The organism is Burkholderia sp. R-40 (assembly GCF_049942845.1).
Taxonomy (GTDB): Bacteria; Pseudomonadota; Gammaproteobacteria; order Burkholderiales; family Burkholderiaceae; genus Burkholderia; species Burkholderia ambifaria.
Genome location: NZ_CP187968.1, coordinates 2222713 through 2248404 on the forward strand (window position 1 = coordinate 2222713; position 25692 = coordinate 2248404).

The window sequence follows — 25692 nt, forward strand, 5'->3', positions numbered from 1 at the left end:
ACCCATTTAGTGACAGGGCATCCGGGCACGCAGTCCGCCGTGGTGCCCCGTTGCTGTTGCATCGAGTCTGGAGAGCGCATTGCGACGTCTGATTCTGGTTGGCATGACGGTATGCGCGGCGCTGTCCGTGAGCGCCGCCCCGGCTGAAACCGTGTTGCCCGCGACCACGTCGTGGATCGGCAACACGTTCGGCTATGGCGACGGCAGCTGGACGCAGATCGACATTCGCGCGATCGCGGTGACGCCCGACGGCAAGGTGTATACGAACGCGCCGTGGGACGAGAGCGGCGCCGAGGCGAGCGTCTACCAGGACGGCAAGATGCTCGGCTTCGCCGGCGGCACGCACGGCTGGGGCAACCTCGGCGGCAACGCGGTCGCGGTGAACGGCAAGTACGCGTACGTCGCGATCGGCGTCGGCAACGAGCGCGGCCATCTGCAGTCGCCCGGCATCTGGCCGGACAAGGGCAAGCAGTGGTTCGGCATTTCGCGGCGCACGATCGGCGACATGAAGCAGCCGGCGCCGTTTCGCGCGGCGCCGCAGGTCGCGCCGGGCGGGCGTGCCGATGCCGGCCGCGCGCGGATGGCCGCGAGCTTCATGGTGATGAACGAGGTGGCGGCGCCCGCACGCTCGGAGGTGGGCGAGGCGAAGGCTGAAGTGGGCGGCCTCGCGGCGGACGACAAGACGCTGTTCGCGACGAACCCGTCGCATGACGAAGTCGACGTGTTCGACGCCGAGACGATGCAGAAGAAGGGCACGTGGAGCGCGCACGAGCCGGGCCGCATCGCGCTGGCCGGCGACGGCACGCTGTGGCTGCTCACCGACACCATCAGCGGGCCCGCGCGCCTCGTGCACGTGCGCGCGGACGGCCGCAAGCTCGACGACGCGCCCGCGCTGTCCGAAGGCACCGAAGCGGTGGACGTGGCGGTCGATGCGAAAGGACGCGTGCTGGTGGCGGACAACGGTGCGCGCCAGCAGGTGCTGATCTTCTCGAAAGGCGGCAAGGGCTATGCGCCGTCCGGCACGCTCGGCGAGCGCGGCGGGATCTTCGCTGGGCCGGTGCCGGGACGCCCGGGGCCGCAGCGCTTCAACGGGCTGACGGGCGTGGGCGTCGATCGCGCGGGCAACGTGTACGTGTCGATGAACGGCATCGGGCCGCGTCACGACACGATCGGCGCGGGGCTCGGTGCGGTGCTCGAGAGCTACACGCCGGAGGGCAAGCTGCGCTGGCAGGTGCAGGGGCTGCTGTTCGTCGACGGCGCGTGGATCGATCCCGCCCGGCCGAACAGTGTGTATACGGGCAACAAGCGCTTCGAGCTCGACCTGTCGAAGCCGCCGGGCCAGGACTGGAAATACGCCGGATTCCTGTCGAACCGCTTCAAGTATCCGGACGATCCCGTGTTCCACACGGACCAGTATCCGGGCATGCCGTTCGCGCGGCGCGTGGACGGCCGCACGTTCCTGTACCTGACCGACATGTACGCCGACCACCTGAAGATCTACCGCTTCGACGCGAAGCGCGACGGCGAGGTCGCGATTCCGTCGGGGCTGATCGCGGGCCGCGCGCGGCCGGTCGACAAGGTGCCGAACAAGCCGCCCGGCGGCGACTGGCTGTGGCGCGACGCGAACGGCAACGGCCGGCTCGACGCCGACGAATTCACGATCAACACGACCGGCAAGGCGAAGGCGGGCGGCTGGGGCTGGTGGGTCGACACGAAGGGCGACATCTGGCGCACGAGCGACGTGCGCGGGATCCATCGCTTCAGCTACGGCGGCGTCGACAAGGCCGGCAACCCGATCTACTCGTACGACAAGGTCACGACCTATCCGATGCCGCAGCCGTTCACGCAGCTGCGCCGTTCGATCTACGACGCGCAGACGGACACGCTGTACGTGACGGGCTACACGGCCGACGCCCCGCCGCAGCCGGGCATCAACAAGGAAGTCGGCCGCGTGCTGGTGCGCTTCGACAAGTGGTCGACCGGCTCGCCGGTCGTGCGCTACACGGTCGCGCTGCCGTGGCAGCTCGATGCGAAGCCGATCCTCGACCTTATCGGGATCACCGTCGAGGGCCGCTACATCTTCACGGTGGAGCCGGTCGGCAAGATCCACGTGTATGACAAGGAAACCGGCAAGGAAGTCGGCGTGATGAGCCCGGGCGCCGAAGTCGGCAAGGCGTCGGGCTGGGTCGACGTGCCGTTCGGCATCAGCGCGTTCCGGCGCGAGAACGGCGAATACCTGGTGTTCGTCGAGGAAGACGCGCGCGGCAAGGTGCTGATGTATCGCTGGAAACCGTGACGCGACGCACCGTCGTCGTCGCCGTCACACAAGGTAGAAGCATGGACAAAGGCATACTCAAGAACGTTTCGATCAACTTCATCGGGCTGATCCTGCCGACCTTCGTGTCGCTGGTGACGGTGCCCGCCTATATCCACGCGCTGGGTGTCGAACGCTACGGCGTCGTCAGCCTCGTGTGGACGCTGATCGGCTATTTCGGGATCCTCGATCTCGGGATGAGCATGGCCGCGCAGAACCACATCTCGAAGGCGCTCGCGAGCGGCAACGCGGACGAAAGCGCGCGGGTCTTCTGGAGCGCGTTCTGGCTGAACCTCGGCACCGGCATCGTGGGCGGCCTGCTGATCTATTTCGGCGCGTTCGTCTACACCGCGTATTTCACGAAGGTGTCGGCGGCGATGCAGCACGAGGTGTATCTCGCGCTGCCGTGGCTCGCGCTCGCGATTCCGCTCGCGAACGTGTCGTGGGTGTTCGCCGGCGCGATCAACGGCGCCGAACGGTTCGGCGTGTTCAACACGAACCAGACGATCGGCACGTTCCTGTTCCAGCTGCTGCCGCTCGGCGCCGCATGGTGGATCGCGCCGAACCTGCAGACGGTGCTGGCGGCCGCGGTCGTCGCGCGGCTCGTCGCGGCGGTGATGCTCGGTCACGCGAGCATCAAGGTGCTCGGGATCCGGCGCATCGACCCGCCGCAATGGGGCACCGCGAAAGGGCTGTTCAACTTCGGCGGCTGGATGCTGATCGCGAGCACGACGAGCATGATCGCCGACACGCTCGATCGCGTGATGCTCGGCGCCGGCATGGGCGCGAAGTTCGTCACCTACTACACGGTGCCGCAGAACCTCGTCACGCGCTTGAACATGCTGCCGAACGCGCTGGTGCGCACGCTGTTCCCGCGCCTGTCGGCGGTCGGCCGCGATCACGCCGACACGCTCGCGCGCCAGTCGCTCGAATTCCTGAACGGCGTGTTCACGCCGGTCGGCATCGTCGCGATCTTCGCGCTCGCGCCGTTCCTCACGCTGTGGGTCGGCGCCGATCTCGCCGCGCATTCCGCGCCGGTCGGCCGCGTGCTGGTGATCAGCGTATGGCTGGTCGGCCAGGCGAGCGTCACGCGGATCCTGATCCAGTCGCAGGTCAACCCGGCCCGCGCGGCGTTCGCCGGGCTCGTCGAGATGCCGTTCTTCGTCGGCGGCCTGTGGTTCGGCATTCATCACTTCGGGCTGATCGGCGCGGCGGTGGTCGTTGCCGCCCGCGCGCTGGTCGACTACGGCGTGCTGCTTTACCTGTCGGCAATCCGGATGCGCGCGATCTTGCTCGACATGCTCGCGCATCTCGCCTTCCTGCTCGCGAGCCTGTTTCTCGCGCAAGCGTGGTCCGGGCTCGGCGAGTCGATCGGCCTGTGCGCGGTCGTGCTGCTGCTGAACCTTGCGTGGTCGCTCACGATGACGCCGGGGCTGCGCGCACTCGTGCGCGACCTGTTCGTCCGTCTCAATGCGAGGAAAACCATATGAATCGCGATCTGGCGGAACACGCCATCCTGAACGTGGCCGCGGCGGACGCCGCCGTGGCCGAAGCCGGCGGCGCCACCGCGCTGCGCCGGACCGAAACGGCCGCGCCGGCGGGCGCACGCGATGCGTCGCGTCCGGTGCGCGTGGCGATCGTCCACGACTGGCTCGTCACGTACGCGGGCGCCGAGCGCGTGCTCGAACAGATCGTCGCGTGCTTTCCCGACGCGGACCTGTTCAGCCTCGTCGATTTTCTCGACGATCGCGCGTTCGTGCGCGGCAAGCCGGTGACGACCTCGTTCATCCAGAAACTGCCGTTCGCGCGCACCAAGTACCGCAGCTACCTGCCGCTGATGCCGCTCGCAATCGAGCAGCTCGACGTGTCGGACTACGACCTCGTGATCTCCAGCAGCCATGCGGTCGCGAAGGGTGTGCTGACCGGGCCGGACCAGATGCACATCAGCTACGTGCATTCGCCGATCCGCTATGCGTGGGATCTGCAGCACCAGTATCTGGAACAGTCGAACCTCACGCACGGGCCGAAATCGCTGCTCGCGCGGATGATCCTGCATTACATCCGCAACTGGGACACGCGCACCGCGAACGCGGTGGACGGGTTCGTCGCGAACTCGGCGTTCATCGCGCGACGCATCCGCAAGGTGTATCACCGCGACGCGGCGGTGATCTTCCCGCCGGTCGACGTCGATGGCTTTTCGCTGAACGAGGTGAAGGACGATTTCTACCTGACCGCGTCGCGAATGGTGCCGTACAAGAAGATCGACCTGATCGTCGAGGCCTTCTCGCGCACGCCGGAGCGCAAGCTCGTCGTGATCGGCGACGGCCCGGAGATGCAGAAGATCCGCGCGAAGGCCGGCCCGAACGTCGAGATCATGGGCTACCAGCCGTTCGCGGTGCTGCACGACCGGATGCGCCGCGCGAAGGCGTTCGTGTTCGCGGCCGAGGAGGATTTCGGGATTTCGGTAGTCGAGGCGCAGGCGTGCGGCACGCCCGTGATCGCGTACGGCAAGGGCGGTGCGCTCGAAACCGTGCTCGAGCCGCGCTCGCACGCGAACCCGACCGGCCTGTTCTTCGACGAGCAGACGCCGCACGCGATCGTCGCGGCGGTCGACGATTTCGAGCGCGCGCCGCAGCGTTTCACGCCGCACGCGTGCCGCGCGAATGCGGAGCGCTTCTCCGCCGACACGTTCCGCCGGCGTTTTCTCGATTATGTGGAGGCCGCGCTGCCCGGCGCGACCGCGCAGCGCGGCAGCGCCGCGCCGATGCCGGCCGCGCACGGCCCGGCGACGCTGGTGCTGGACCAGAGCGGCGTGCTCGGCGGCGCGGAGCTGTCGCTGCTGGAGATCATGAAACACATGCGCGCGAACGCCGACGTGCTGCTGTTCGATGACGGCCCGTTCCGTGCGGCGCTCGACGAGATCGGCGCGCGCGTCGACGTGCTCGACCAGGGTGCGCTCGCCGGCGTGCGCAAGCAGGGTGGCGTGTCGGTCGGCGCGTTGAAGCGGCTCGCTGGCCTGGTGCGCGACGTCGCGCGGCGCGCCCGCCGCGCCGAGGTGATCTACGCGAACACGCAACGCGCGATGGTGGTCGCGGCGCTGGCCGGGCGGCTCGCGCGCAAGCCGGTGGTATGGCACCTGCGCGACATCGTCAGCGGCGACCATTTCGGCAGCAAGCAGCTGATGGCGATCAAGTACTGCGCGCGGTTCGGCGTCACACGCGTGATCGCGAACTCGGACGCGTCCGCGCAGGCGTTTCGCGCGCTGACGGGCTTCACGCCGCAGCACGTCGACGTCGTGTTCAACGGCATTTCGGCCGAACCGTTCGACGCGCTGGACAATGCCAGCCAGGCCGCGCTGCGCGCGCGCTTCGGGCTGCCCGAGCACGCATGGCTGGTCGGCTCGTTCAGCCGCCTCGCGCACTGGAAGGGGCAGCATCTGCTGCTGGAGGCCGCGGCACGCCATCCCGACATGCACGTGGTGCTGGTCGGCGCGCCGCTGTTCGGCGAGGACGAATACGCGGCGCAACTGCACGAGATCGTCGCGCGTCACGGGATGGGCGACCGCGTCCACTTCCTCGGGTTCCAGCGCGACGTGGCCGCGTGCATGAAGGCGGTCGACGTGGTCGCGCATACGTCGATCACGCCCGAGCCGTTCGGGCGCGTGATCGTCGAGGGGATGCTCGCGCGGCGGCCGGTGGTCGCGGCCCGCGCGGGCGGGGTCGTCGAGATCATCGAGGACGAGGAAAACGGGCTGCTCTGCGAGCCGGGCAACGCGGCCGCGCTGGCCGATGCGCTGGGCCGGCTGAAGCACGACGCCGCGCTGCGCGAGCGGCTCGTCGCGAGCGGGCGGGCGACCGCGGTGCGCCGGTTCGGCACCGAAACTTATGTGGAGCGGGTCGAGAAGATTCTCGCGGATACGGCGAAGGCCGCGAAGGCGAAGAAGCGGTAGGCGCGGTGCGCTCCGACGCGCGATGCGTCGGGAAACGAGCCCTCATGCGGTGTCGTGCTGCATGGGGGCTTTGCTTTTGGGGCGCGTGTCGCTCGGTTGGGCGATGGGGGTCTCGATGGGCCGATGCGGCGTTCGCGCACGGATCACCCGAACGCGGCTGTCGCCCGCGCCGTGATCGCTTGACGGAACGCCCTGAGCGGCGCCGTACGGTCATGGCGCGTAGCTGGTGAGGGGTTGGCGACGCGACGGCAGTGCGGCCGCCCTGACGGCCGTCTGGCTCGATTGGGATGCTCGCGTACCGGGTCCCTGCCGCGACCCGGCGCGCGAATGGATGTCGGCGCCCGTCCCGCCTATGAAAAACCCCCGCGCAGCCTGAGGCCGGGCGGGGGCGGTGAGCGCCGGAACGGCGCCGCTCAGGCAGCCCGTTCCGGGGCCGGCGCCACGACGCGAGCGCTGCGCGTCGGCTTCAGGCTCGCCGACCACATCATCGCCGGGCGTTCGAACAGCCGGTAGAACACGTAGGCGACCGGAATCGCGGCGGCCATGAACGCGAACGACGGCCAGATCGACAGTTGCAGTTCGGAATGGAACAGCACCGAGCCGAGGCAGACGAACAGCGGCAGGTGGATGAGGTACAGCGAATAGCTGAAGTCGCCGAACCAGCCGAGCACGCGCAGCAGCGGCGTCGGGCGCGGCGGGCACGCGAGCGCGCGGTACAGGAAGCACGCGAAGCCGGCCGCCCACAGCTGGAATGCGCCGTACTGGCCGATATGGAACGCGCCGCAGCCCGCCGCCAGCAGTACGGCAGCTGCCAGGTACCACGCGCGCGACGGCACCGCGGCCGGCCCGTGTGCCGGCTGTGCGCGCACGTCGGCGATCCACGCGCCGATCGTCCAGGACAGCCAGTACGACGTGAAGAACTGCAGGTCGTGCCGTTCGAGCAACCATGCCGACGCGACGTTGACGAGCGCGACGGTTGCCACGATGGCCGGCATCCCGATGCGCCGGCGCAGCGCGAACAGCAGCGGGTAGATCGCATAGAACTGCACTTCGAGCGACAGCGTCCACAGTGCGCCGTTCGACCCGTACGTGTAGCCGGCGACGCCCTGCAGCGAGAACAGGTTCACGAGGAACGCGGTGAGGCCGACGTCGCGGATCTTGTGGCTGACGGGCGCGATCTGCAGGCTGACCGCATCCATCGCGAGCGTGAACAGCAGCGCGGCGAGCAGCACCGGGTAGATCCGCGCGAAGCGGCGCGCCCAGAAGTTCGGGGCGTCGAGCCGGTACGCGGGATTGGCTGCGAGCTTGAGCGCCGCGTTGCGGTGGATGCAATAGCCGCTGATCACGAAGAAGATCGGCACGCCGGCGGATCCCCACGCGAACGGGAAGGTCAGGTAGCCGACGATCACGCTCGGGTCGAGCGCATGACCGTAAGCGCGATGGAAGCTCTGCATGCCGACCCAGACGACCTGGCGGCAATGGAAATAGGCGACGAGCAACGCCGCGAACCCGCGCATCGCGTCGATCACGTGTTCCTTGTGGTCGGCGACGGGCGGCGCGGTCAAAGGCGATCCGCTGGAAGCTTGCATGCGATTCGAGTCCTTGCGACGGATGAAGGGGATGGTCCAATCGTAATGCGCAAGAATTCGATCGAATCAATAAAAAAATCCCGCCGTGAAATAATGGTATTTCAGATAGTGGTTTTAGCCGGCTCTGAAAGCGGTTTGGCAGCCGCTACAATTATTTGCGGATTTTTTTCTGATAGTTTGAAGCTCCAGTTGATTGAAGCAAGGAGCGGCAAGATGGACATGCATTGGATCGCTAGCGCGGCTGTACTGCTGGTCATGGCCGTGCTGTCGGCGTACCGCGAGGCGCTGCAGAACGAGCCGATTCGCCCCGGTCTCGAGCGGGGCGGCGTCCCGTTTATCGAGGAATTCGATTCGTAAGAATTTGTATCCGGAAAATCGGTAATTTGTTTCTGCTTCGGCAATCGGGTCGGCAATATCGACCGAATCAGCGGATTATCTATTATTCCGGAAACATGGGCAATCGTTCCATATCGAAAATGAGCGGAGTGGAATTGGCCGTACCGTCGATTCTCGATATGCCGTTCGGAAAACAATCGCGCCGGGTCGCAGGGCGACGCGGCGCAGTCAACGCAATCAGGATGCGAACATGTTGAAAGTCACCAGGGCCGTGTTTCCCGTTGCCGGTCTCGGCACGCGGTTCCTCCCGGCAACGAAGGCGAGCCCGAAGGAAATGCTGCCCGTCGTCGACAAGCCGCTGATCCAGTACGCGGTCGAGGAAGCGATCAACGCCGGTATTACCGAGATGATCTTCGTGACGGGGCGCAGCAAGCGCGCGATCGAGGATCACTTCGACAAGTCCTACGAGATCGAGGCCGAACTCGAGGCGCGCGGCAAGGAAAAGCTGCTCGAGCTCGTGCGCGGCATCAAGCCGAGCCACGTGAACTGCTTCTACGTGCGCCAGCCGGAAGCGCTCGGTCTTGGCCATGCGGTGCTGTGCGCGGAAAAGCTCGTGCACGGCGAGCCGTTCGCGGTGATCCTCGCGGACGACCTGCTGCACGGCGAACAGCCGGTGCTCAAGCAGCTCGTCGACGTGTTCGACCACTATCACAGCTCGGTGATCGGGGTCGAGACGATCCCGCGCGAGGACAGCCGCTCGTACGGCGTCGTCGAGGGCCGCGAGTGGGAAGAGGACATCATCAAGCTGTCGGGCATCATCGAGAAGCCGGCGCCGGAAGACGCGCCGTCGAACCTCGGCGTGGTCGGCCGCTACGTATTCATGCCGACGATCTTCGACCATCTGCGCAAGCTCAAGCCGGGCGCCGGCGGCGAACTGCAACTGACCGACGCCGTCCAGTCGCTGCTCGCGAACGAACAGGTGCTCGCGTATCGTTACTTCGGCACGCGTTTCGATTGCGGCAGCAAGATCGGTTATCTCAAGGCGACTGTCGAGCTCGCGCTCCAGCATCCGGAAGTGAGCCGCGAATTCGAGGCGTACCTGCGTACCTGCCTGCCCGCGCTGGCTGCTGTCGCATAAGCAGCCACGCTGCTCCGCTGTTTCAGGTGGTGGTTGTTCCGTTGGCCCCGGCTGCCTTGTGCGCCGGGGCTTTTTTGCGTGTGGGCGAAGCGCGAGGGGCGCGCGGTGCGGAGTAGTCGGCGCGGTTGAAGGCGAGATCGAACCGGGGCGTGCGTGGCGATTCCGGTGTGCCGTAACGCGCGAGCCGGTTTTCGCGTGCGCGGTGCGCGGTGCGCAGTGCGTTGGCTGCCGGACGCAGTGGCGATGAAACCGGCGCTGACGTGCCGCTTGCGCGCTGCTTCAGGGACGAAGATTGCGTGGGGCGATAGCCGTCGTTGATGCTGGGTCGGTGATGTCGACGAAGCGCCACGTTAGCGCAGCGGCGCTTTCATCCGCCGACGAAATGCGTGTTCCCGACGGACGAACGGGGCCGCCGGCCGCACCGTTTCGGTGCCCGGCGTCGCGGGCCCCAAGCATGTTTTTCCGCTTGCGTCGCGCGCGGACGACTGTTCCGCTCAGCGCGGCGACGTGCTCGGCCGCGCGACGAAGTAGCGGGCCAGCATCGCGGCGATCGGCTTCTTGAAGTCGAGCAGACGCCTTTCCAGATAGCGCCACGACAGATGGGCAAGCAGCACCGCGAGCGCGAACTGCAGCAGTTCGGGCAGCGCCTCCCGGACGATGCCGGGCATCGGCACGTGTGCGAACAGCGCGGGCATCTCGCCGAAACGTGTCGGAATCAGGTTGTGGAACAGGTAGAAGCCGTAGCTGATCGTGCCGAGATAGACGAGCGGCGCCCGGTCGAGCAGCGCCACCGCCGGATGGTCGGGCTCGGTGACGATCCACAGCATCAGCGCGCCGAGCGACACGGACAGCCCGAGATCCACGAGCCCCGAGACGATGTCCGGCAGCGCCGTGAACGCGGGCAGCGTGAGGAAGAACACGACGCCGACGGCCGCGAGCCAGCCGGGCGGAATGCGGCGGACGACGGTCGGGCCGCGATCGGCGAGCGCCATCGCGCCGACGCCGCCCAGCGCGATCAGCGCGAAATTCCACGGGGAAAACGCGTAGATCAGCACCGGCGACGCGTCGAACGCGTACAGCGCGAGATGCGCGAGCGCGCATAGCGCGACGGCCGCGACGCCGAGCGCGACGTGGCGCGCGGCCGGCACCGCGAGCAGCGTGAGCGGCGCGATCAGATAGAACTGCTGTTCGACCGCGAGGCTCCAGAAGTGCGACGTGGAGCCCGGCCAGCCGTCCTTGACGACGCCGATCCAGTAGTTCGACAGGAACGCGGCGTGCCACGGGAGCCCGAGATTGACGCCGCGCTGGTAGAACAGCGCGTGCGCGATCGCGAGCGCGGCGAGCAGCAGGTAATAGACGGGAAAGATCCGCAGCGCGCGCTTCGCGAGGAACAGCGCGAGCGCGTGGCGGCGACCCATCGTGCCGCATTCGATCGCCTGACGGTTGCGATGCAGTTCGCCGACGATCAGGAATCCGCTGATGAAGAAAAACGTCCACACACCGAGCTTGCCGACGTCGACAGCGAGGACGTGGCCCTTGTGGGACAGGAAAACGAGGATGACGGCGATGGCTCGCAGGCCGTCGAGTCCTTTGACGTATCTGACTTCGCGCATGAAGACATCCGGGGCACTGAGCGAGGTCAGTATAGGTGTGCAAATATCGAACGTAATTCGCGTTCGGGCGTATACGTAGAGCTGTTTTTCGCTGTTCGAGCGTCGATGAAGTCGGTCGCGCGCAACAAAACCTGCGGGAAACCCCGCGAAAACGCATAAAAGTACTGCACGAAGCGTCGAGGCGCTTGTAGAATCCGGCGTTGAAGCGCGCGCGTTGCACGCTTCGTGTATCCAACGACCACACCTGGTAGGAGAAACATGGCGACTTCCGCAAAAAAGGTGGCCAAGAAGGCTGCCGCACCGGCCACCAAGAAAGTGGCTGCAAAAAAGGCTGCGCCCGCGAAGAAAGTAGTGGCCAAGAAGGCTGTCGCGAAGGCAGCACCGGCTGCTCCGACGCCGCTGAAGGACAAGTTCACGAAGGCATCGCTCGCAACGCACATCGCTGAGCGTGCAGCTGTCGAAGTGAAGGCGGTCAAGGCAGTGCTCACCGCACTCGAGAACGTCGTGCTGGGCTCGGTTCACAAGAAGGGCGCAGGCGAGTTCACGCTGCCGGGTCTGCTGAAGATCACGGCGCAAGTCGTGCCGGCGAAGAAGAAGCGCTTCGGCAAGGATCCGTTCACGGGCGAAGAGCGCTGGTTCCCGGCAAAGCCGGCCAGCGTGCGCGTGAAGGCACGTGCGCTGAAGAAGCTGAAGGACGCGGCTGCGTAATGCCGCGTAACGGCCGCCGAATGCAAGTCGGCGACCGTTACGATGTCCGACGGTCCCCGTACGCGAAAGCGTGCGGGGATTTTTATTGCGCTGCGCAAAGCGCGCGGGGGTGAGGTCGCGCTGTGCGGATGCGGCGTGACATTGGTGCGTATCCCGTGCTGCGGGCCGTTCATGCGGACGGCAGGATCGCTGTGTGCGTCCATGCGTGCGTGCGTGCGCGCGGCGCACAGCTTTGCAGCGTTGCGCCTCGCGCAAGTCTCGCGTCATGAACGCGGCGAATCGTTCCCGTCGAGTTGCCGGCCAGATGGCTGCCGCGTGCGCCGCGCTCAAACGGCATTTCGGCGCGACACTGCTGGCGATACATCTGTTGGGCCCGGCGCTCGACGGCGGGTGAAACCGCGCAGCGAGATCGACCTGCTGATGACGATTGCCGCATCGCCGGGCGAAGCGTCGCGGTGTGGTGCGCGCTGATGGTCGACTTGCTCGATGTGTCGGCGTTGCCGGGGAGCACTGCGCACATGCGCCCGCTGGAAGCGACGATCGTCGTGCGCGGTGACGTGGTGCCGTGGTGTCATGGCGTCATCCGACCCGCCGCGCGATGCAGTTGGATGAGTGGCTCCGCCGCGATCTACGCGCGGGCATCGTCGAGTCGCCGTGCGTCGGTCACGATCTCGCGATCCTGTTGACGAAGATCCGGCGGCACGACGTTGCGCTGCTCGGGCCGCGCGCGGCCGCATCCAGTAAAGCGCCGTGACCGGCAAGATCGCGCCGAAGGACTTCGCCGCGGTGCAGGTACTGGCGCCCTTGCCCGACGCGCGCCGACCCGTCCTGTCGGCCGCACGCAGCGTCTTTCTGCACGGCGACGGCGCCGATGAGCCCGCCGTTATGCGAACCGGTCGCCACCTTCGTGCGCTATGCGGAGGATCATCGAAGCGATGCTGTCGACGTAGCGGTGTGCGAATGGCCGCGGCCTTGCGATTGCGTCGCGACGCGATGCAATCCGTCGCAGGACGCGATCATTGCGCGGGCCGCACGCGCGCGATGAACGCACACCCCGAGCGCACACCCCGAGCGCACACCGCACACCCCGAACGCACACCCCGAACGCACGCCCCGAGCGCATGCCCCGAACGCATGCCCCGAACGCATGCCCCGAACGCACACCCCGAACGCACACCCCGAACGCACGCCCCGAACGCACGCCCCGACCGCACGCCCAACGCACGCCCGAACGCACGCCCGAACGCACGCCCGAACGCACGCCCGAACGCACGCCCGAACGCACAGCCCGAACGCACAGCCCGAACGCGCAGCCCGAACGAACGCCCCGAACGCACCAGCGCCACAAACGCCCCAGCCCCCCCGCGAACACCGGCGCGACACCCGTACCTTCGTCAGCCCGCCGTGCCCGCGTACGCAGCCTTCAGCGCGGCGACGTCGAACTTCGTCATCTGCATCATGGCCGCGGCCACACGTGCCGCCTTGACCGCGTCGCGGTCGGTCATCATCGGGATCAGTGCGTCGGGCACGATCTGCCACGACACGCCGAAGCGATCCCGCAGCCAGCCGCAGCCGTCGGCCGTGCCGCCGTTGTCGAGCAGCGCGCTCCAGTAACGGTCGAGTTCGGCCTGGTCGGCGCAACTGACCATCAGCGAAATCGCGTGGTTGAACGTCTCGGTGCGCGGGTGGCTCATCGCGGTGAACGGCTGTCCGAACAGTTCGAACTCGACCATCCGGGTGCCGCTGGTGCCGGGCACCGCCGTGACGCGCACGACGCGCGAGTTCGGGAAAATGTCCGTGTAGAAGGCCGCGGCTTCTTCGGCTTCCGTTGCGTACCAGAGGAACGGCGTGATCTTCTGAATCGTCATGGAGCGTCTCCTGTCTGCTGTCGATGAGGGACGGCCAGGCTGCATGCCGTCATCGATACGACGAATGAAGCGTGTCGAAATCGACATGTCGAAGCATACGTGCTTCACATCGGAGGATCAGGGAATCGGGAAGTCGGGAAAGCGGCGCATCCGAGTCGACAGCGCGACGTGTCCGGCAGGCGTTCAAAGGGGCTTCCCGCGCGCGACAGGGGCCCCAGGCGCCGCTCGCGACCGGTTGCCGTATCCGAGGGCCCGGCAGCGGTCGTAGCCCGTCACGGCGCTGCCGGCAACGGACGAAAAAAAACCAGCCAGGGCCGAAGCCGATGACTGGTTTTGCAGTTCGGCGACATGGCGTCGAGGACGCCATGCACACCGGAAACGTACTTCTTAGAACTTGTGACGAATGCCGAGCGCGACGAGTTCGGCCGAGCTCTTGCCGGCGAAGCCGTACGAAGCGATCGACGCTTGCGCGCTTTGCTGCACGCCGTCGACGAGCTGCGTACCGCTCGCGTGCTGGTATGCGCCAACCAGGTAGATGTCCGTGCGCTTCGACAGCGAGTAGTCCGCGCCGACACCGACTTGGTGGTACTTCGCCTTCGTGTCGCCGCTGGCTCGCGTGTACGAGTAGCCGAGGCCCAGCAGCAGCGGCGGCGTGACCTGGTACGTCACGAACGCGCGGCCCGTGTTGTACTTTTCGGTCGAACCGAAGCCCGAGAATGCATCCGGCTTGTACTGTGCGTTGCTGTAGCCGAGGCCGAACGTCACCGGGCCCAGTGCGTACTGACCTGCGACTTGCGCGATGGCGATCGACTTCGCCGTTGCGTAACCCGAGTTGATCGGGCCGTCGAAGATCGCGTCCGACGTCGTCGAACCCCAGCCTGCGCGGCCGACAGCCGTCGTCGGCGACGGGTTGGCTGCGTAGAAGTAGCCTGCTGCAACGCCGACCGGGCCGTTGTTGTAGGCAGCCGCGACCGACCACGTCTGGCCCGAACCCGTCTTGCCTGCAACGCCGCCGAGGGCGTACATGCCTTCGACCTGGAAGCCGCCCCAGACCGGCGACGTGTACTTGATTGCGTTGCTGACGCGCAGCGAGTTGTCGTTGTTGTCGACGTCGCCCGGCGTTGCCATCACGCTGCCGAAGTAGTTGTCAGCCGTGACTGCCTGGACCAGGTCGACCAGCGGGTCGTACTGGCGGCCGAGCGTCAGCGTACCATACTGGTCGCTCTGGAGGCCGACGAATGCCTGACGACCGAACATGCGACCGCCCTGGTTCAGGTGGCCCGTGCCCGGATCAAAACCGTTTTCCAACTGGAAGATCGCCTTCAGGCCGCCGCCGAGGTCTTCAGCACCTTTCAGGCCCCAACGGCTGCCTTGCAGGTTGCCCGACAGCATTTGCCACGAGTTGTTGGCTTGACCGTCGTTGCCGTGCACCCATGCGATCGACGTGTCGATCACGCCGTACAGCGTCACGCTCGACTGAGCATGAGCAGCGCCGGCGGCGCCCAGCAGGGCGAGCGAGAGGGTCGAGAGAGCGAGTTTCTTCATCGTTGAGTATCTCCACGCAAATGATTCGTCATTCGTTATTTGTTGCGGATTGGAGAATAGCTCAGTGCCAACCATGCAAGAAAGCTCAAAAAATAAAGTGTCTCGAAAAGGTAACAGCATGAAAAAGTCTATATATATCAAGCACATCAACGACCGTTCCTGTTTTTGAAACAGTTGACATTTGTTGCGGCGCGATTGTTGCAGTGGGCGATGCGCTCGGCAGCGGAAGGGCCAATTTCGTGGGGTGGCACGCAGGAATCGAGGCGAGCAAACGTTTGCCGTTGCAGCGGCCCAACCGGGCCGATGCAAAAATCGCATCAACACGCGTGAACGCGCGGTGGGGCCGGGTGATTGCGAAAAGGAACGCGGTCGCGTAGGGAGTCGATGCGGCGCGCGGCGGCGCGCGAGAGGCGCGGCCGCATGCGAGGCAAGCTGCGCTGAGTATCAGTCGTCGCGTGTGCGATCGGCGGTGGGATCCATCGGCGCGGGCACGCCGGCAGCATTGCGTGCGCCGCGATGCGCATCGCCGCGCGCGGCCGCGAATTCCGCGCCGAGCAGCAGCACGGCCGCCGAGAAGTACAGCCACATCAGCAGGACCGCGAACGATCCGGCCGCGCCGAATGCACTGGCCGTCCCGGCCCGCGCGAGATACAGCGCGAACAGCTTCTTGCCGCCGGAGAACAGGATCGCGGAGACGATCCCGCCGATCACCGCGTCGTGCCATGCGACGTGCGCGTCGGGCAGGAACTTCATCAGCACGGCGAACGCGCCCGCGAGCACCGCGACGCCGACGACGAGCTGCAGCACGTTGGTGATCGCGACGTATGGAGAATCGCCGAGCAGCCATGTGCCGATGAACGTGATCACGGTATCGAGCACGAGCGACACGATCAGCAGGAAGGCGACGCCGAGCACGAGCCCGAACGAGATGAGCCGCACCCGCACGAGCCCGAGCATGCTCGACCAGCGGTTTTCCGAGTTCGGCCAGATCACGCTCAGCGCCGTGTTCAGCGACGCGAAGGTCGCCGATGCGCCGATCGCGAGCGCCGCGAACGAGATCAGCGTCGCGATGCCGCCGCGCTCGCCCGCGCGATGCGCGTTCTGCACGATCGTCTGAATGCTGGCCGCCGCATCGTCGCCGATCAGCTGGTGGGCCTGCTCGAACACCTGGCCGCGCGCGGCCTCGTCGCCGTAGAACCAGCCGGCCACGGCGATCACCATCACGAGCGTGGGCGCGAGCGAGAACGCGGAAAAGAACGCGATGCTCGCGGCCATCGCCGAGCAGCGGTGGGAAGAGAAACGCTTGAATGCGTTGAGCGCCCAGTTGGCCTGCTGTTGCGCGAGGCGGGTCGCTTCGGATGTGATCTGTCGTTTCATGACGGTTCGGTTGCGCGCTGATCGCCGGACATAGGTGGATCAGACAAATCGGTATTGATCCGAGGATTGCATCATAGTTGCGCTCAATGTCTATAATCCTTTCAGTTTCTCCTTACCCCACAAAGACGCCGAGACCATCATGCTACAAATGTCACGGCGCCAGTTCCTGAAGGTGACGGCCACGTCGCTTGCCGGATCGAGTCTTGCCCTGCTGGGCTTTTCTCCGACCGAAGCGCTTGCCGAAGTCCGACAGTACAAGCTGGCGCGCACCGTCGAAACCCGCAACACCTGTCCTTATTGTTCAGTGGGTTGCGGCATCCTGATGTACAGCCTCGGTGACGGCGCGAAGAACGCGCAGCCGAGCATCATCCATATCGAAGGCGATCCCGACCATCCCGTCAACCGCGGCACGCTGTGCCCGAAGGGTGCGAGCCTGATCGATTTTATCCACAGCCCGAGCCGCCTGACGCATCCCGAATACCGGGCGCCGGGCTCGGACAAGTGGGAGCGCATTTCGTGGGGCGATGCGCTCGACCGGATCGCGAAGCTGATGAAGGCCGATCGCGACGCGAACTTCGTCGAGACGGCGGAAGACGGCGCGAAGGTCAACCGCTGGCTGACCACCGGCATGCTGGCCGCGTCGGCGGGCAGCAACGAAGTCGGTTACCTGACGCACAAGGCTGTCCGCAGCCTCGGGATGCTCGTATTCGACAATCAGGCGCGTGTCTGACATGGCCCGACGGTGGCAGGTCTTGCCCCGACGTTTGGCCGTGGAGCGATGACGAACCATTGGGTCGACATCAAGAACGCGGACGTGATTCTCGTGATGGGCGGCAATGCAGCCGAGGCCCATCCGTGCGGTTTCAAGTGGGTAACGGAGGCGAAGGCGCACCGCAAGGCGCGGCTGATCGTCGTCGACCCGCGCTTTACGCGTACGGCCTCGGTGGCCGACTACTACGCGCCGATTCGCACCGGCACCGACATCGTCTTCCTGGGCGGCGTCATCAACTATCTGCTGACGAACGACAAGATCCAGCATGAGTACGTGAAGAACTACACGGACTTCTCGTTCATCGTGCGCGAGGATTTCGCGTTCAACGACGGCATCTATTCCGGCTATGACGCCGAGAAGCACGCGTATCCGGACAAATCGAGCTGGGACTACGAGCGCGGCGACGACGGCTTCGTGAAGGTCGACCCGACGCTGCAGCATCCGCGCTGCGTGTACAACCTGATGAAGCAGCATTACGCGCGCTATACGCCGGACATGGTCCAGCAGACGTGCGGCACGCCGAAGGAGAAATTCCTCAAGGTGTGCGAGATGCTCGCGACTACGGCCGTTCCCGGCCGCGCCGGCACGGTGCTGTACGCGCTCGGCTGGACCCACCACTCGATCGGTGCGCAGATGATCCGCACCGGCGCGATGGTGCAGCTGCTGCTCGGCAACATCGGCATCGCCGGCGGCGGGATGAACGCGCTGCGCGGCCACTCGAACATCCAGGGCTTGACCGACCTCGGGCTGATGTCGAACCTGCTGCCGGGCTACATGACGCTGCCGATGCAGTCCGAACAGGATTTCGACGGCTACCTCAAGAAGCGCACGCAACAGCCGCTGCGGCCCAACCAGCTGAGCTACTGGAAGAACTACAAGGCCTTCCACGTCAGCTTCATGAAGTCGTGGTGGGGCGATGCGGCGACCGCCGAGAACAACTGGGGCTACGACTACCTGCCGAAGCTCGACAAGCAGTACGACCTGCTGCAGGCGATCGAGCTGATGAATGAAGGCAAGATGAACGGCTACATCTGCCAGGGCTTCAACCCGCTCGCGGCTGCGCCGTCGAAGGTGAAGACGGCCGCCGGGCTCGCGAAGCTGAAGTGGCTCGTCATCATGGATCCGCTCGCGACCGAGACGTCCGAGTTCTGGAAGCATCACGGCGACTACAACGACGTCGACTCGTCGAAGATCCAGACCGAGGTGTTCCGTCTGCCGACCACCTGCTTTGCTGAGGAGGACGGCTCGCTCGTGAGTTCGAGCCGCGTGCTGCAATGGCACTGGAAGGGCGCGGAGCCGCCGGGCGAGGCGAAGAGCGATCTCGAGATCATGTCGGGGCTGTTCCTGCGCATGCGCAAGATGTACCAGAAGGACGGCGGCAAGTATCCGGACCCGATCGTGAACCTCACGTGGCCGTATGCGAACCCGGAAAGCCCGACGCCTGCCGAGCTCGCGATGGAGTTCAACGGGCGCGCGCTCGCCGATCTGCCGGATCCGAAGGATCCGACGAAGACGCTCGTGAAGAAGGGCGAGCAGCTCGCCGCGTTCGCGCAACTGAAGGACGACGGCACGACCGCGAGCGGCTGCTGGATCTTCTGCGGTGCATGGACGCAGGCCGGCAACCAGATGGGTCGGCGCGACAACTCCGACCCGACCGGCATCGGCCAGACGCTGAACTGGGCGTGGGCATGGCCCGCGAACCGGCGGATCCTGTACAACCGCGCGTCGTGCGACGTGAGCGGCAAGCCGTTCGATCCGACCCGCACGCTGATCGGCTGGAACGGCAGCGCGTGGAAGGGCGCCGACGTGCCGGACTTCAAGGCGGACGGATCGCCCGAGACCGGGATGGGGCCGTTCATCATGAACCCGGAAGGCGTCGCGCGCTTCTTCGCCCGCGCGGGGATGAACGAAGGTCCGTTCCCCGAGCACTACGAGCCGTTCGAGACGCCGCTCGCGGCGAACCCGCTGCACCCGAACAACCCGCAGGCGCTGAACAATCCGGCCGCCCGCGTGTTCCCGGGCGACCGCGCGTCGTTCGGCAAGGTGTCCGAGTTCCCGCACGTCGCGACGACGTACCGGCTGACCGAGCATTTCCATTACTGGACCAAGCATGCGCGGCTGAACTCGATCATCCAGCCCGAGCAATTCGTCGAGATCGGCGAGGACCTCGCGAAGGAAGTCGGCGTCGCGCACGGCGATCGCGTGAAGGTGTCGTCCAAGCGCGGCTACATCGTCGCGGTCGCGCTCGTCACGAAGCGGATCAGGCCGCTGATGATCGAGGGCAAGAAGGTCCAGACGGTCGGCGTCCCGTTGCACTGGGGCTTCAAGGGTCTGACGAAGCCCGGCTATCTCGCCAATACCCTGACTCCGTCCGTAGGCGACGGCAACTCGTACACACCGGAATTCAAGTCGTTCCTGGTGAAGGTCGAAAAGGCGTAAGGGGAAAGAGATGGCATTGCAATCGCTGGATATCAAGCGCGTCTCGGCCACCACGACGCCGCCGCCCACGGCGCGCGAACCGGTGACCGGGAGCGTCGCGAAGCTGATCGACGTATCGAAGTGCATCGGCTGCAAGGCGTGCCAGACGGCATGCATGGAGTGGAACGACCTGCGCGACGAGGTCGGCACCAACGTCGGCGTGTACGACAACCCGGCCGACCTGACCGAGCACTCGTGGACGGTGATGCGGTTCTCCGAATACGAGAACCCGGCCGGCGACCTCGAATGGCTGATCCGCAAGGACGGCTGCATGCACTGCGAGGATCCGGGCTGCCTGAAGGCATGCCCGTCGCCGGGCGCGATCGTGCAGTACAACAACGGGATCGTCGATTTCCACGAGGAGAACTGCATCGGTTGCGGCTATTGCGTGACCGGCTGCCCGTTCAATGTTCCGAGGATTTCGAAGAAGGATCATCGCGCGTACAAGTGCACGCTCTGTTCCGACCGCGTCGCGGTCGGCCAGGAACCGGCCTGCGTGAAGACCTGCCCGACCGGCGCGATCGTGTTCGGCACCAAGGAGGACATGAAGCAGCACGCGGCCGAGCGGATCGAGGACCTGAAGGAGCGCGGCTTCGAGCATGCGGGGCTGTACGACCCGCAGGGCGTCGGCGGCACGCACGTGATGTACGTGCTGCACCACGCGGATAAACCGTCGCTGTATCACGGGCTGCCCGACAATCCGTCGATCAGCCCGATGGTGAGGCTGTGGAAGGGGATCGCGAAGCCGCTCGCGGTCGCCGGCATCGCGCTGACCGCGCTCGCCGGATTCTTCCACTACATCCGCGTCGGTCCGAACGAGGTCACCGCGGAAGACGAGGCCGCCGCCCGCGACGAGGCGCGACGCATCGAGGAGGACGCAAAATGAATCACGACGACCCCAACCTGATCGTCCGCTACACGGCGAACGAGCGCACGAACCACTGGATCACCGCGATCACCTTCGTGCTGCTCGCGTTGTCCGGGCTCGCGCTGTTTCATCCGTCGATGTTCTGGCTCACCGCGCTGTTCGGCGGCGGCCAGTGGACGCGGATCCTGCATCCGTTCGTCGGCCTCGTGATGTTCGTGTCGTTCGCGATTCTCGTGGTGCGCTTCTGGCACCACAACGTGCTCGACGCGGACGATCGGCAGTGGCTGAGGCAGATCGACGACGTGGTGACCAACCGGGAAGACAGGCTGCCGCCCGTCGGGCGCTATAACGCCGGACAGAAGCTGCTATTCTTCACGTTGGTGGCGTGCCTGCTGCTGCTCCTGCTGTCGGGGATCGTGATCTGGCGGCGCTACTTCTCGTTCTACTTCCCGATCGGGGTGATCCGCGCGGCCGCTGTCGTGCATGCCGTGGCGGCTTTCGTGCTGATCGTGAGCATCATCGTGCACATTTACGCGGCGTTGTGGGTGAAGGGTTCGATCGGCGCGATGGTGCGCGGCACCGTCACGCTGGGCTGGGCCCGCAAGCATCACCCGAAGTGGTTCCGTGAAAGCGTGAAATAACGCACCGGAGCGGAACGGTTCGCCGATTGCGGCGTACCGTTTCGCCACCCGCCGGAATCGCCAGAAGCGCCGATTCGTCGGCGCTTACTTATTTGGAAGACATATTTGTGACACAACGCATTCTCGAACCGACCGAGATCTCGGCGCTCGATCATTCGGCCATTCCGCGCTTTCGCCTGCCGGAGCGCGCCACCGTGTTTTCGGCGCGCGCCGCGCGGCTGCGCAAGCTGGCCGACCTGAACCCGATCAGCGGCTACCTGCGGCTGATGGCCACGGTTGCCGATGCCCAGCATGCGACGCTGCAGACGCTCGAGCTGCCGCTGCCGTCGAAGGAAGCAATCGCGCGTGCGCAGCAGCATTCGATGCCGCTCGTGCCGGCGCTCGGCGGCGAGCGCGATCCGCGCTGGCGCGCGGTGCTGTATGAGCTGCTCGACCGCGTCGAAGGCGCCGGGCTCGTCAACCCGCAGCTCGCGAAGCTGCTCGACCGGCTGCGCCTGATGTCGCCCGCCGAACTCGATGCGCAGGCCGAGGCGATCCTCGCGCTGCGCTTCGCCGAGGTCGACCCGGCCACTGCGCCGTTCCTGATGGCCGCGCTGCAGGTCGTCTGGACCGATCTCGCGAGCCGCATCGCGCCGGCCGAGATCCCGTATCTCGACCAGCCGGGGCTGTGCCCCGTGTGCGGCACGCATCCGGTCGCGAGCGTCGTGCGCGTCGGCGGCCAGTTCCAGGGCTACCGTTTCCTGCAGTGCGGGCTGTGCACGACCGAGTGGCACATGGTGCGCACGAAATGCTCGCACTGCGACTCGACCAAGGGCATCGCTTACCACGGGATCGAGGGCGGCAGCGAAGCCATCAAGGCCGAGTCGTGCGACGAATGCAAGACTTATCGCAAGATCGGCTATCAGGAGAAGGACTACGAGTTCGAGCCGCTCGCGGACGATCTCGCGAGCCTCACGCTCGATCTGCTGATGAATGAAGCCGGCTACCAGCGCAGTTCGCCGAACCCGCTGCTGTGGCCGGACATGTCGCGCGAAGCGGATTGACGGCAGGCAGCCGGGGCGGGCGCGCGAGCACCGGCGCCGGCCGCCAGCCCCGCATGGAAATGGAGCCACCCCTACGTGAGCGAACCGGGTTTGAATGAACTGAATGCCGTCCTCGCGCGCGTACCGTCGGTCGAGCGCGTGCTGTCGTCGGCGCCGCTGCAGCCGCTGCTCGCCGACTATGGCCGCACGCGCGTGCTGAACGCGGTGCGCGCCGAACTCGAACGCTGGCGTACCGCCGCGCAGCAGGATCCGGCGGCGGCCGAGCCGCTCGACGAGCCGCGCATCGCGGCAGCGGTCGCCCGCACGCTGGCCGCGCGGAGCGCGGGTGCCGTGCGCGCGGTGTACAACCTGACGGGCACCGTGCTGCATACCAATCTCGGGCGCGCGCTGTTGCCCGACGACGCGGTGCGCGCGGTGGTCGACGCGCTCACGCAGCCCGTGAACCTCGAATTCGATCTCGCCACCGGCCGCCGCGGCGACCGCGACGATCTGATCGACGATCTGCTGTGCGAACTGACCGGCGCGCAAGCCGCGACCGTCGTCAACAACAATGCCGCGGCCGTGCTGCTCACGCTGTCGGCGCTGGCAACGAAGAAGGAAGTCGTCGTGTCGCGCGGCGAACTGGTCGAGATCGGCGGCGCATTCCGCATTCCGGACATCATGAGCCGCGCCGGTGCGAAGCTGCATGAAGTCGGCACGACCAACCGTACCCATCTGCGCGACTACGCCGAGGCCATCGGCCCGCGCACGGCGATGCTGATGAAGGTGCACTGCAGCAATTACGCGATCAGCGGCTTCACGAAGGAAGTGACGCTGGCCGAACTCGCGCCGCTTGCGCGCGAGCACGGGCTGCCGGTGGCGGTCGATCTCGGCAGCGGCACGCTCGCCGATCTTTCGCAATGGGGCCTGCCGCACGAGACGACCGTGCAGGAAACCGTCGCGGCCGGCGCGGACCTCGTCACGTTCAGCGGCGACAAGCTGCTCGGCGGGCCGCAGGCCGGCCTGATCGTCGGCGATCGCGCGCTCGTCGCGAAGATCAAGAAACACCCCCTCAAGCGCGCGCTGCGCGTCGGCAAGCTGACGCTCGCCGCGCTCGAACCCGTGCTGCGGCTCTACCAGGCACCGGAATTCCTGTGCGAGCGGCTCACGACGCTGCGGCTGCTGACGCGGCCGCAACGCGACATCGCCGAGGCCGCCGAGCGCGTGCGTCCGGCGTTGCAGGCCGCCCTCGGCAACGGCTTCGACGTGCGCGTCGAGCCGATGTTCAGCCAGATCGGCAGCGGTGCGCTGCCGCTCGATCAATTGCCGAGCGCCGGGCTCGTCGTGCGCACGCCGGACGGCAAGCGCGGCGGTCGTGCGCTCGCGCAGCTCGAGAAGCGGCTGCGCGAATGGCCGCGTCCGGTGATCGGCCGTGTGGCCGACAATGCGCTGCGGCTCGATCTGCGTTGCCTCGAAGCAGCCGACGAAGCGACATTCGTCGCGCAATGCGTGCGGCTTGCAGGGCCCGCTGAATGATCGTCGGGACTGCAGGACATATCGATCACGGCAAGACGACGCTCGTGCGGGCGCTGACGGGCGTCGACACCGACCGCTTGAAGGAAGAGAAGGCGCGCGGCATCTCGATCGAACTCGGCTATGCGTATACGCCGCTCGAGAACGGCGACGTGCTCGGCCTGATCGACGTGCCCGGCCACGAGAAGCTGGTTCATACGATGGCGGCCGGCGCGTGCGGAATCGACTTCGCGCTGCTCGTGATCGCCGCCGACGACGGCGTGATGCCGCAGACCCGCGAGCATCTCGCGATCCTGCAACTGCTCGGCGTGACGCATGGCGCGGTCGCGCTGACGAAGTGCGATCGCGTCGACGCCGCGCGCGTGGCGGCGGTGCGCGACGAGATCGCCGCATGGCTGCACGGCTCGACGCTCGATGGCGCGCCGATCTTCGAAACCTGCGCGACGCGCGACGACGATCCGGGCGTCGCCGCATTGAAGCGTTTCCTCGCCGATGCGGCGCTCGCGTGGCGCGCGCGCCGCGACGACGGCCTGTTCCGGCTCGCGGTCGATCGCGTGTTTACGCTCGCCGGGCAGGGCACCGTCGTGACGGGCACCGCGTTCGCGGGCCGCGTCGCGACCGGCGACACGCTCGTGGTCGTGCGCACCGGCGGCGCGGCGCGCGTGCGCAGCATTCATGCGCAGAACCGGCCGGTCGACGCGGGTCGCGCGGGCGAGCGCTGCGCGCTGAACCTGGCCGGTGTCGACAAGGCGGACGTCGAACGTGGCGATACCGTCGCCGATGCGCGGCTCGTCGCGATGTCGCCACGGCTTGACGTCGAACTGACGCTGCTGGCCGATGCGGGGCTCACGCTGACGCACTGGGCGCCACTGCACGTGCATCTCGGCACGCTGCATCGCGTCGCGAACGTCGCGCTGCTCGACGGCGATACGCTCGCGGCCGGCCAGAAGATGCGCGTGCAACTGGTGTTCGACGAACCCGTGTTCGCGCTGCCGGGCGATCGCTTCATCGTTCGCAATCCGCAAGCGACGCGCACCGTCGGCGGCGGCCGCGTACTCGACCCGTTCGGTCCCGCGCGCAAGCGCCGCACGCCCGCGCGTCGCGCATGGCTCGACGCACTGGCGGCGTGGCTCGACGAAGGGCGGCTCGATGCGCTGCTCGCGCAGGCGCCGCTCGGTATCGCCCGAACGATGCTCACGCACCTCACCGGGTTTGCGCCCGACGTGCTCGCGTTGCCGGACGATGCGCTCGCGATCGGCCAGCGCGACGCCACGTCGAACGACGGCACGGTGATGGCGCGGGCGCACTGGCTGGCGCTGCAGGCGCGCACGATCGACACGCTGCGCGCGTATCACGAGCGCGTGCCGGACGAGCAGGGGCTCGACGCGGCACGTCTGCGGCGGATGGTGGCGCCGCTCGTCGGCGATGCGCTGTGGCGTGCGCTCGTCGATGCGCTGGTGGACGGCGGGGAGGTCGCGCGTAGCGGGCCCTGGCTGCATCTGCCGTCGCATTCGGTGAGTTTCGATGCGCGCGACGAAGCGCTGGCGCGGCAACTGCTGCCGCTGATCCACGCCGGGCGCTTCGATCCGCCGTGGGTCCGCGATCTGGCGCGCGACACGGGCACGGCGGAGGAGGCCGTGCGGACGCTGCTGCGCAAGCTCGCGCGGCGCGGCGACGTGCATCAGGTCGTGCGTGACCTGTTTTATCACGCGGATATCGTGCGCGAACTGGCCGGGCTCGTTGCAGATCTCGCGCCGACGCGCGGCGGCGGGCTCGATGCGGCGACGTTTCGCGACGCGACGGGGCTTGGCCGCAAGCGTGCGATCCAGATTCTCGAGTTCTTCGATCGGGTTGGGTATACTCGCTTCCACCGCGATCTCCACTTCCTGCGGCCTGACAGCGGTTGGGCGAGTATTCAGGCGTAACGCGCTCGGCGTTCTT

The 25692-nt window shown here is 66.6% G+C and carries 17 protein-coding genes and 1 pseudogene; 13 read left to right on the forward strand and 5 right to left on the reverse strand.

Annotated elements, in window-relative coordinates:
- The first annotated feature begins 103 nt into the window (after positions 1-103).
- From ACP26O_RS26400 to ACP26O_RS26410, 3 genes are read left to right on the forward strand one after another with little or no spacing between them, the layout of a single operon-like run.
- A complete protein-coding gene (locus ACP26O_RS26400; protein WP_175663303.1) occupies positions 104-2296 on the forward strand; it encodes a hypothetical protein in 2193 nt (730 codons plus the stop codon).
- A gap of 41 nt (positions 2297-2337) precedes the next feature.
- On the forward strand, positions 2338-3804 hold the full coding sequence (locus ACP26O_RS26405; RefSeq protein ID WP_011658395.1) for an oligosaccharide flippase family protein: 1467 nt from the start codon (positions 2338-2340) through the stop codon (positions 3802-3804).
- Positions 3801-6263: a glycosyltransferase family 4 protein gene (locus ACP26O_RS26410; protein WP_175663105.1), complete on the forward strand. Its 2463-nt coding sequence runs from the start codon at positions 3801-3803 to the stop codon at positions 6261-6263. Before ACP26O_RS26405 ends, ACP26O_RS26410 begins: the two co-directional genes overlap by 4 nt.
- Positions 6264-6676: 413 nt before the next feature.
- On the opposite strand, the gene ACP26O_RS26415 is transcribed toward ACP26O_RS26410, so the two are convergent.
- Positions 6677-7852, reverse strand: a complete 1176-nt coding sequence (locus tag ACP26O_RS26415) for an acyltransferase family protein (RefSeq protein WP_175663104.1) — start codon at positions 7850-7852, stop codon at positions 6677-6679.
- A gap of 45 nt (positions 7853-7897) precedes the next feature.
- On the opposite strand from ACP26O_RS26415, the gene ACP26O_RS26420 reads away from it, so the two are divergent.
- Complete coding sequence (locus tag ACP26O_RS26420; RefSeq protein WP_165752584.1) at positions 7898-8209, forward strand: hypothetical protein; 312 nt, start codon at positions 7898-7900, stop codon at positions 8207-8209.
- A 229-nt stretch (positions 8210-8438) separates the two neighbouring features.
- Positions 8439-9326 (forward strand): UTP--glucose-1-phosphate uridylyltransferase GalU, encoded by an 888-nt coding sequence (gene galU, locus ACP26O_RS26425; RefSeq protein ID WP_006754479.1) that lies wholly within the window; start codon positions 8439-8441, stop codon positions 9324-9326.
- Positions 9327-9820: 494 nt separating this feature from the next.
- Here galU and ACP26O_RS26430 read toward each other — a convergent pair whose 3' ends face one another.
- Positions 9821-10939, reverse strand: a complete 1119-nt coding sequence (locus ACP26O_RS26430; protein ID WP_175663103.1) for an acyltransferase family protein — start codon at positions 10937-10939, stop codon at positions 9821-9823.
- A 258-nt stretch (positions 10940-11197) separates the two neighbouring features.
- Between ACP26O_RS26430 and ACP26O_RS26435 the strand changes: the two genes are divergently transcribed.
- Positions 11198-11647: an HU family DNA-binding protein gene (locus ACP26O_RS26435; protein ID WP_006754477.1), complete on the forward strand. Its 450-nt coding sequence runs from the start codon at positions 11198-11200 to the stop codon at positions 11645-11647.
- 265 nt (positions 11648-11912) lie between these two features.
- Positions 11913-12569: pseudogene (locus ACP26O_RS26440) on the forward strand (aminoglycoside adenylyltransferase domain-containing protein); the annotation flags it as partial.
- Positions 12570-13041: 472 nt separating this feature from the next.
- Here the strand turns inward: ACP26O_RS26440 and ACP26O_RS26445 are convergent.
- The 3 genes from ACP26O_RS26445 to ACP26O_RS26455 form a co-directional block, all read right to left on the reverse strand.
- Positions 13042-13515 (reverse strand): VOC family protein, encoded by a 474-nt coding sequence (locus tag ACP26O_RS26445; protein ID WP_105831430.1) that lies wholly within the window; start codon positions 13513-13515, stop codon positions 13042-13044.
- 387 nt (positions 13516-13902) lie between these two features.
- A complete protein-coding gene (locus ACP26O_RS26450) occupies positions 13903-15060 on the reverse strand; it encodes a porin (protein WP_175659529.1) in 1158 nt (385 codons plus the stop codon).
- 444 nt (positions 15061-15504) lie between these two features.
- Positions 15505-16437, reverse strand: coding sequence for a YihY/virulence factor BrkB family protein (locus ACP26O_RS26455; RefSeq protein ID WP_011658406.1), 933 nt, complete (start codon positions 16435-16437; stop codon positions 15505-15507).
- Between the two features lie 139 nt (positions 16438-16576).
- Here ACP26O_RS26455 and fdnG point away from each other — a divergent pair, with 139 nt between their 5' ends.
- The 6 genes from fdnG (at position 16577) to selB (ending at position 25676) form a co-directional block, all read left to right on the forward strand.
- Complete coding sequence (fdnG, locus tag ACP26O_RS26460) at positions 16577-19648, forward strand: formate dehydrogenase-N subunit alpha (protein WP_175663101.1); 3072 nt, start codon at positions 16577-16579, stop codon at positions 19646-19648.
- Positions 19649-19658: 10 nt separating this feature from the next.
- Complete coding sequence (fdxH, locus tag ACP26O_RS26465; RefSeq protein ID WP_105788813.1) at positions 19659-20573, forward strand: formate dehydrogenase subunit beta; 915 nt, start codon at positions 19659-19661, stop codon at positions 20571-20573.
- The gene (locus ACP26O_RS26470; RefSeq protein WP_175659527.1) at positions 20570-21196 is read left to right on the forward strand and encodes a formate dehydrogenase subunit gamma; all 627 of its coding nucleotides are present in this window, start codon (positions 20570-20572) and stop codon (positions 21194-21196) included. Before fdxH ends, ACP26O_RS26470 begins: the two co-directional genes overlap by 4 nt.
- A 107-nt stretch (positions 21197-21303) precedes the next feature.
- Entirely contained in the window at positions 21304-22239 is a 936-nt protein-coding gene (gene fdhE, locus ACP26O_RS26475; RefSeq protein WP_175655056.1) for a formate dehydrogenase accessory protein FdhE, read from the forward strand.
- A 75-nt stretch (positions 22240-22314) separates the two neighbouring features.
- On the forward strand, positions 22315-23754 hold the full coding sequence (selA, locus tag ACP26O_RS26480; protein WP_175663100.1) for an L-seryl-tRNA(Sec) selenium transferase: 1440 nt from the start codon (positions 22315-22317) through the stop codon (positions 23752-23754).
- Entirely contained in the window at positions 23751-25676 is a 1926-nt protein-coding gene (gene selB, locus ACP26O_RS26485; RefSeq protein ID WP_175663099.1) for a selenocysteine-specific translation elongation factor, read from the forward strand. The genes selA and selB overlap by 4 nt, the downstream gene beginning before the upstream one ends.
- Positions 25677-25692 lie beyond the last annotated feature (16 nt).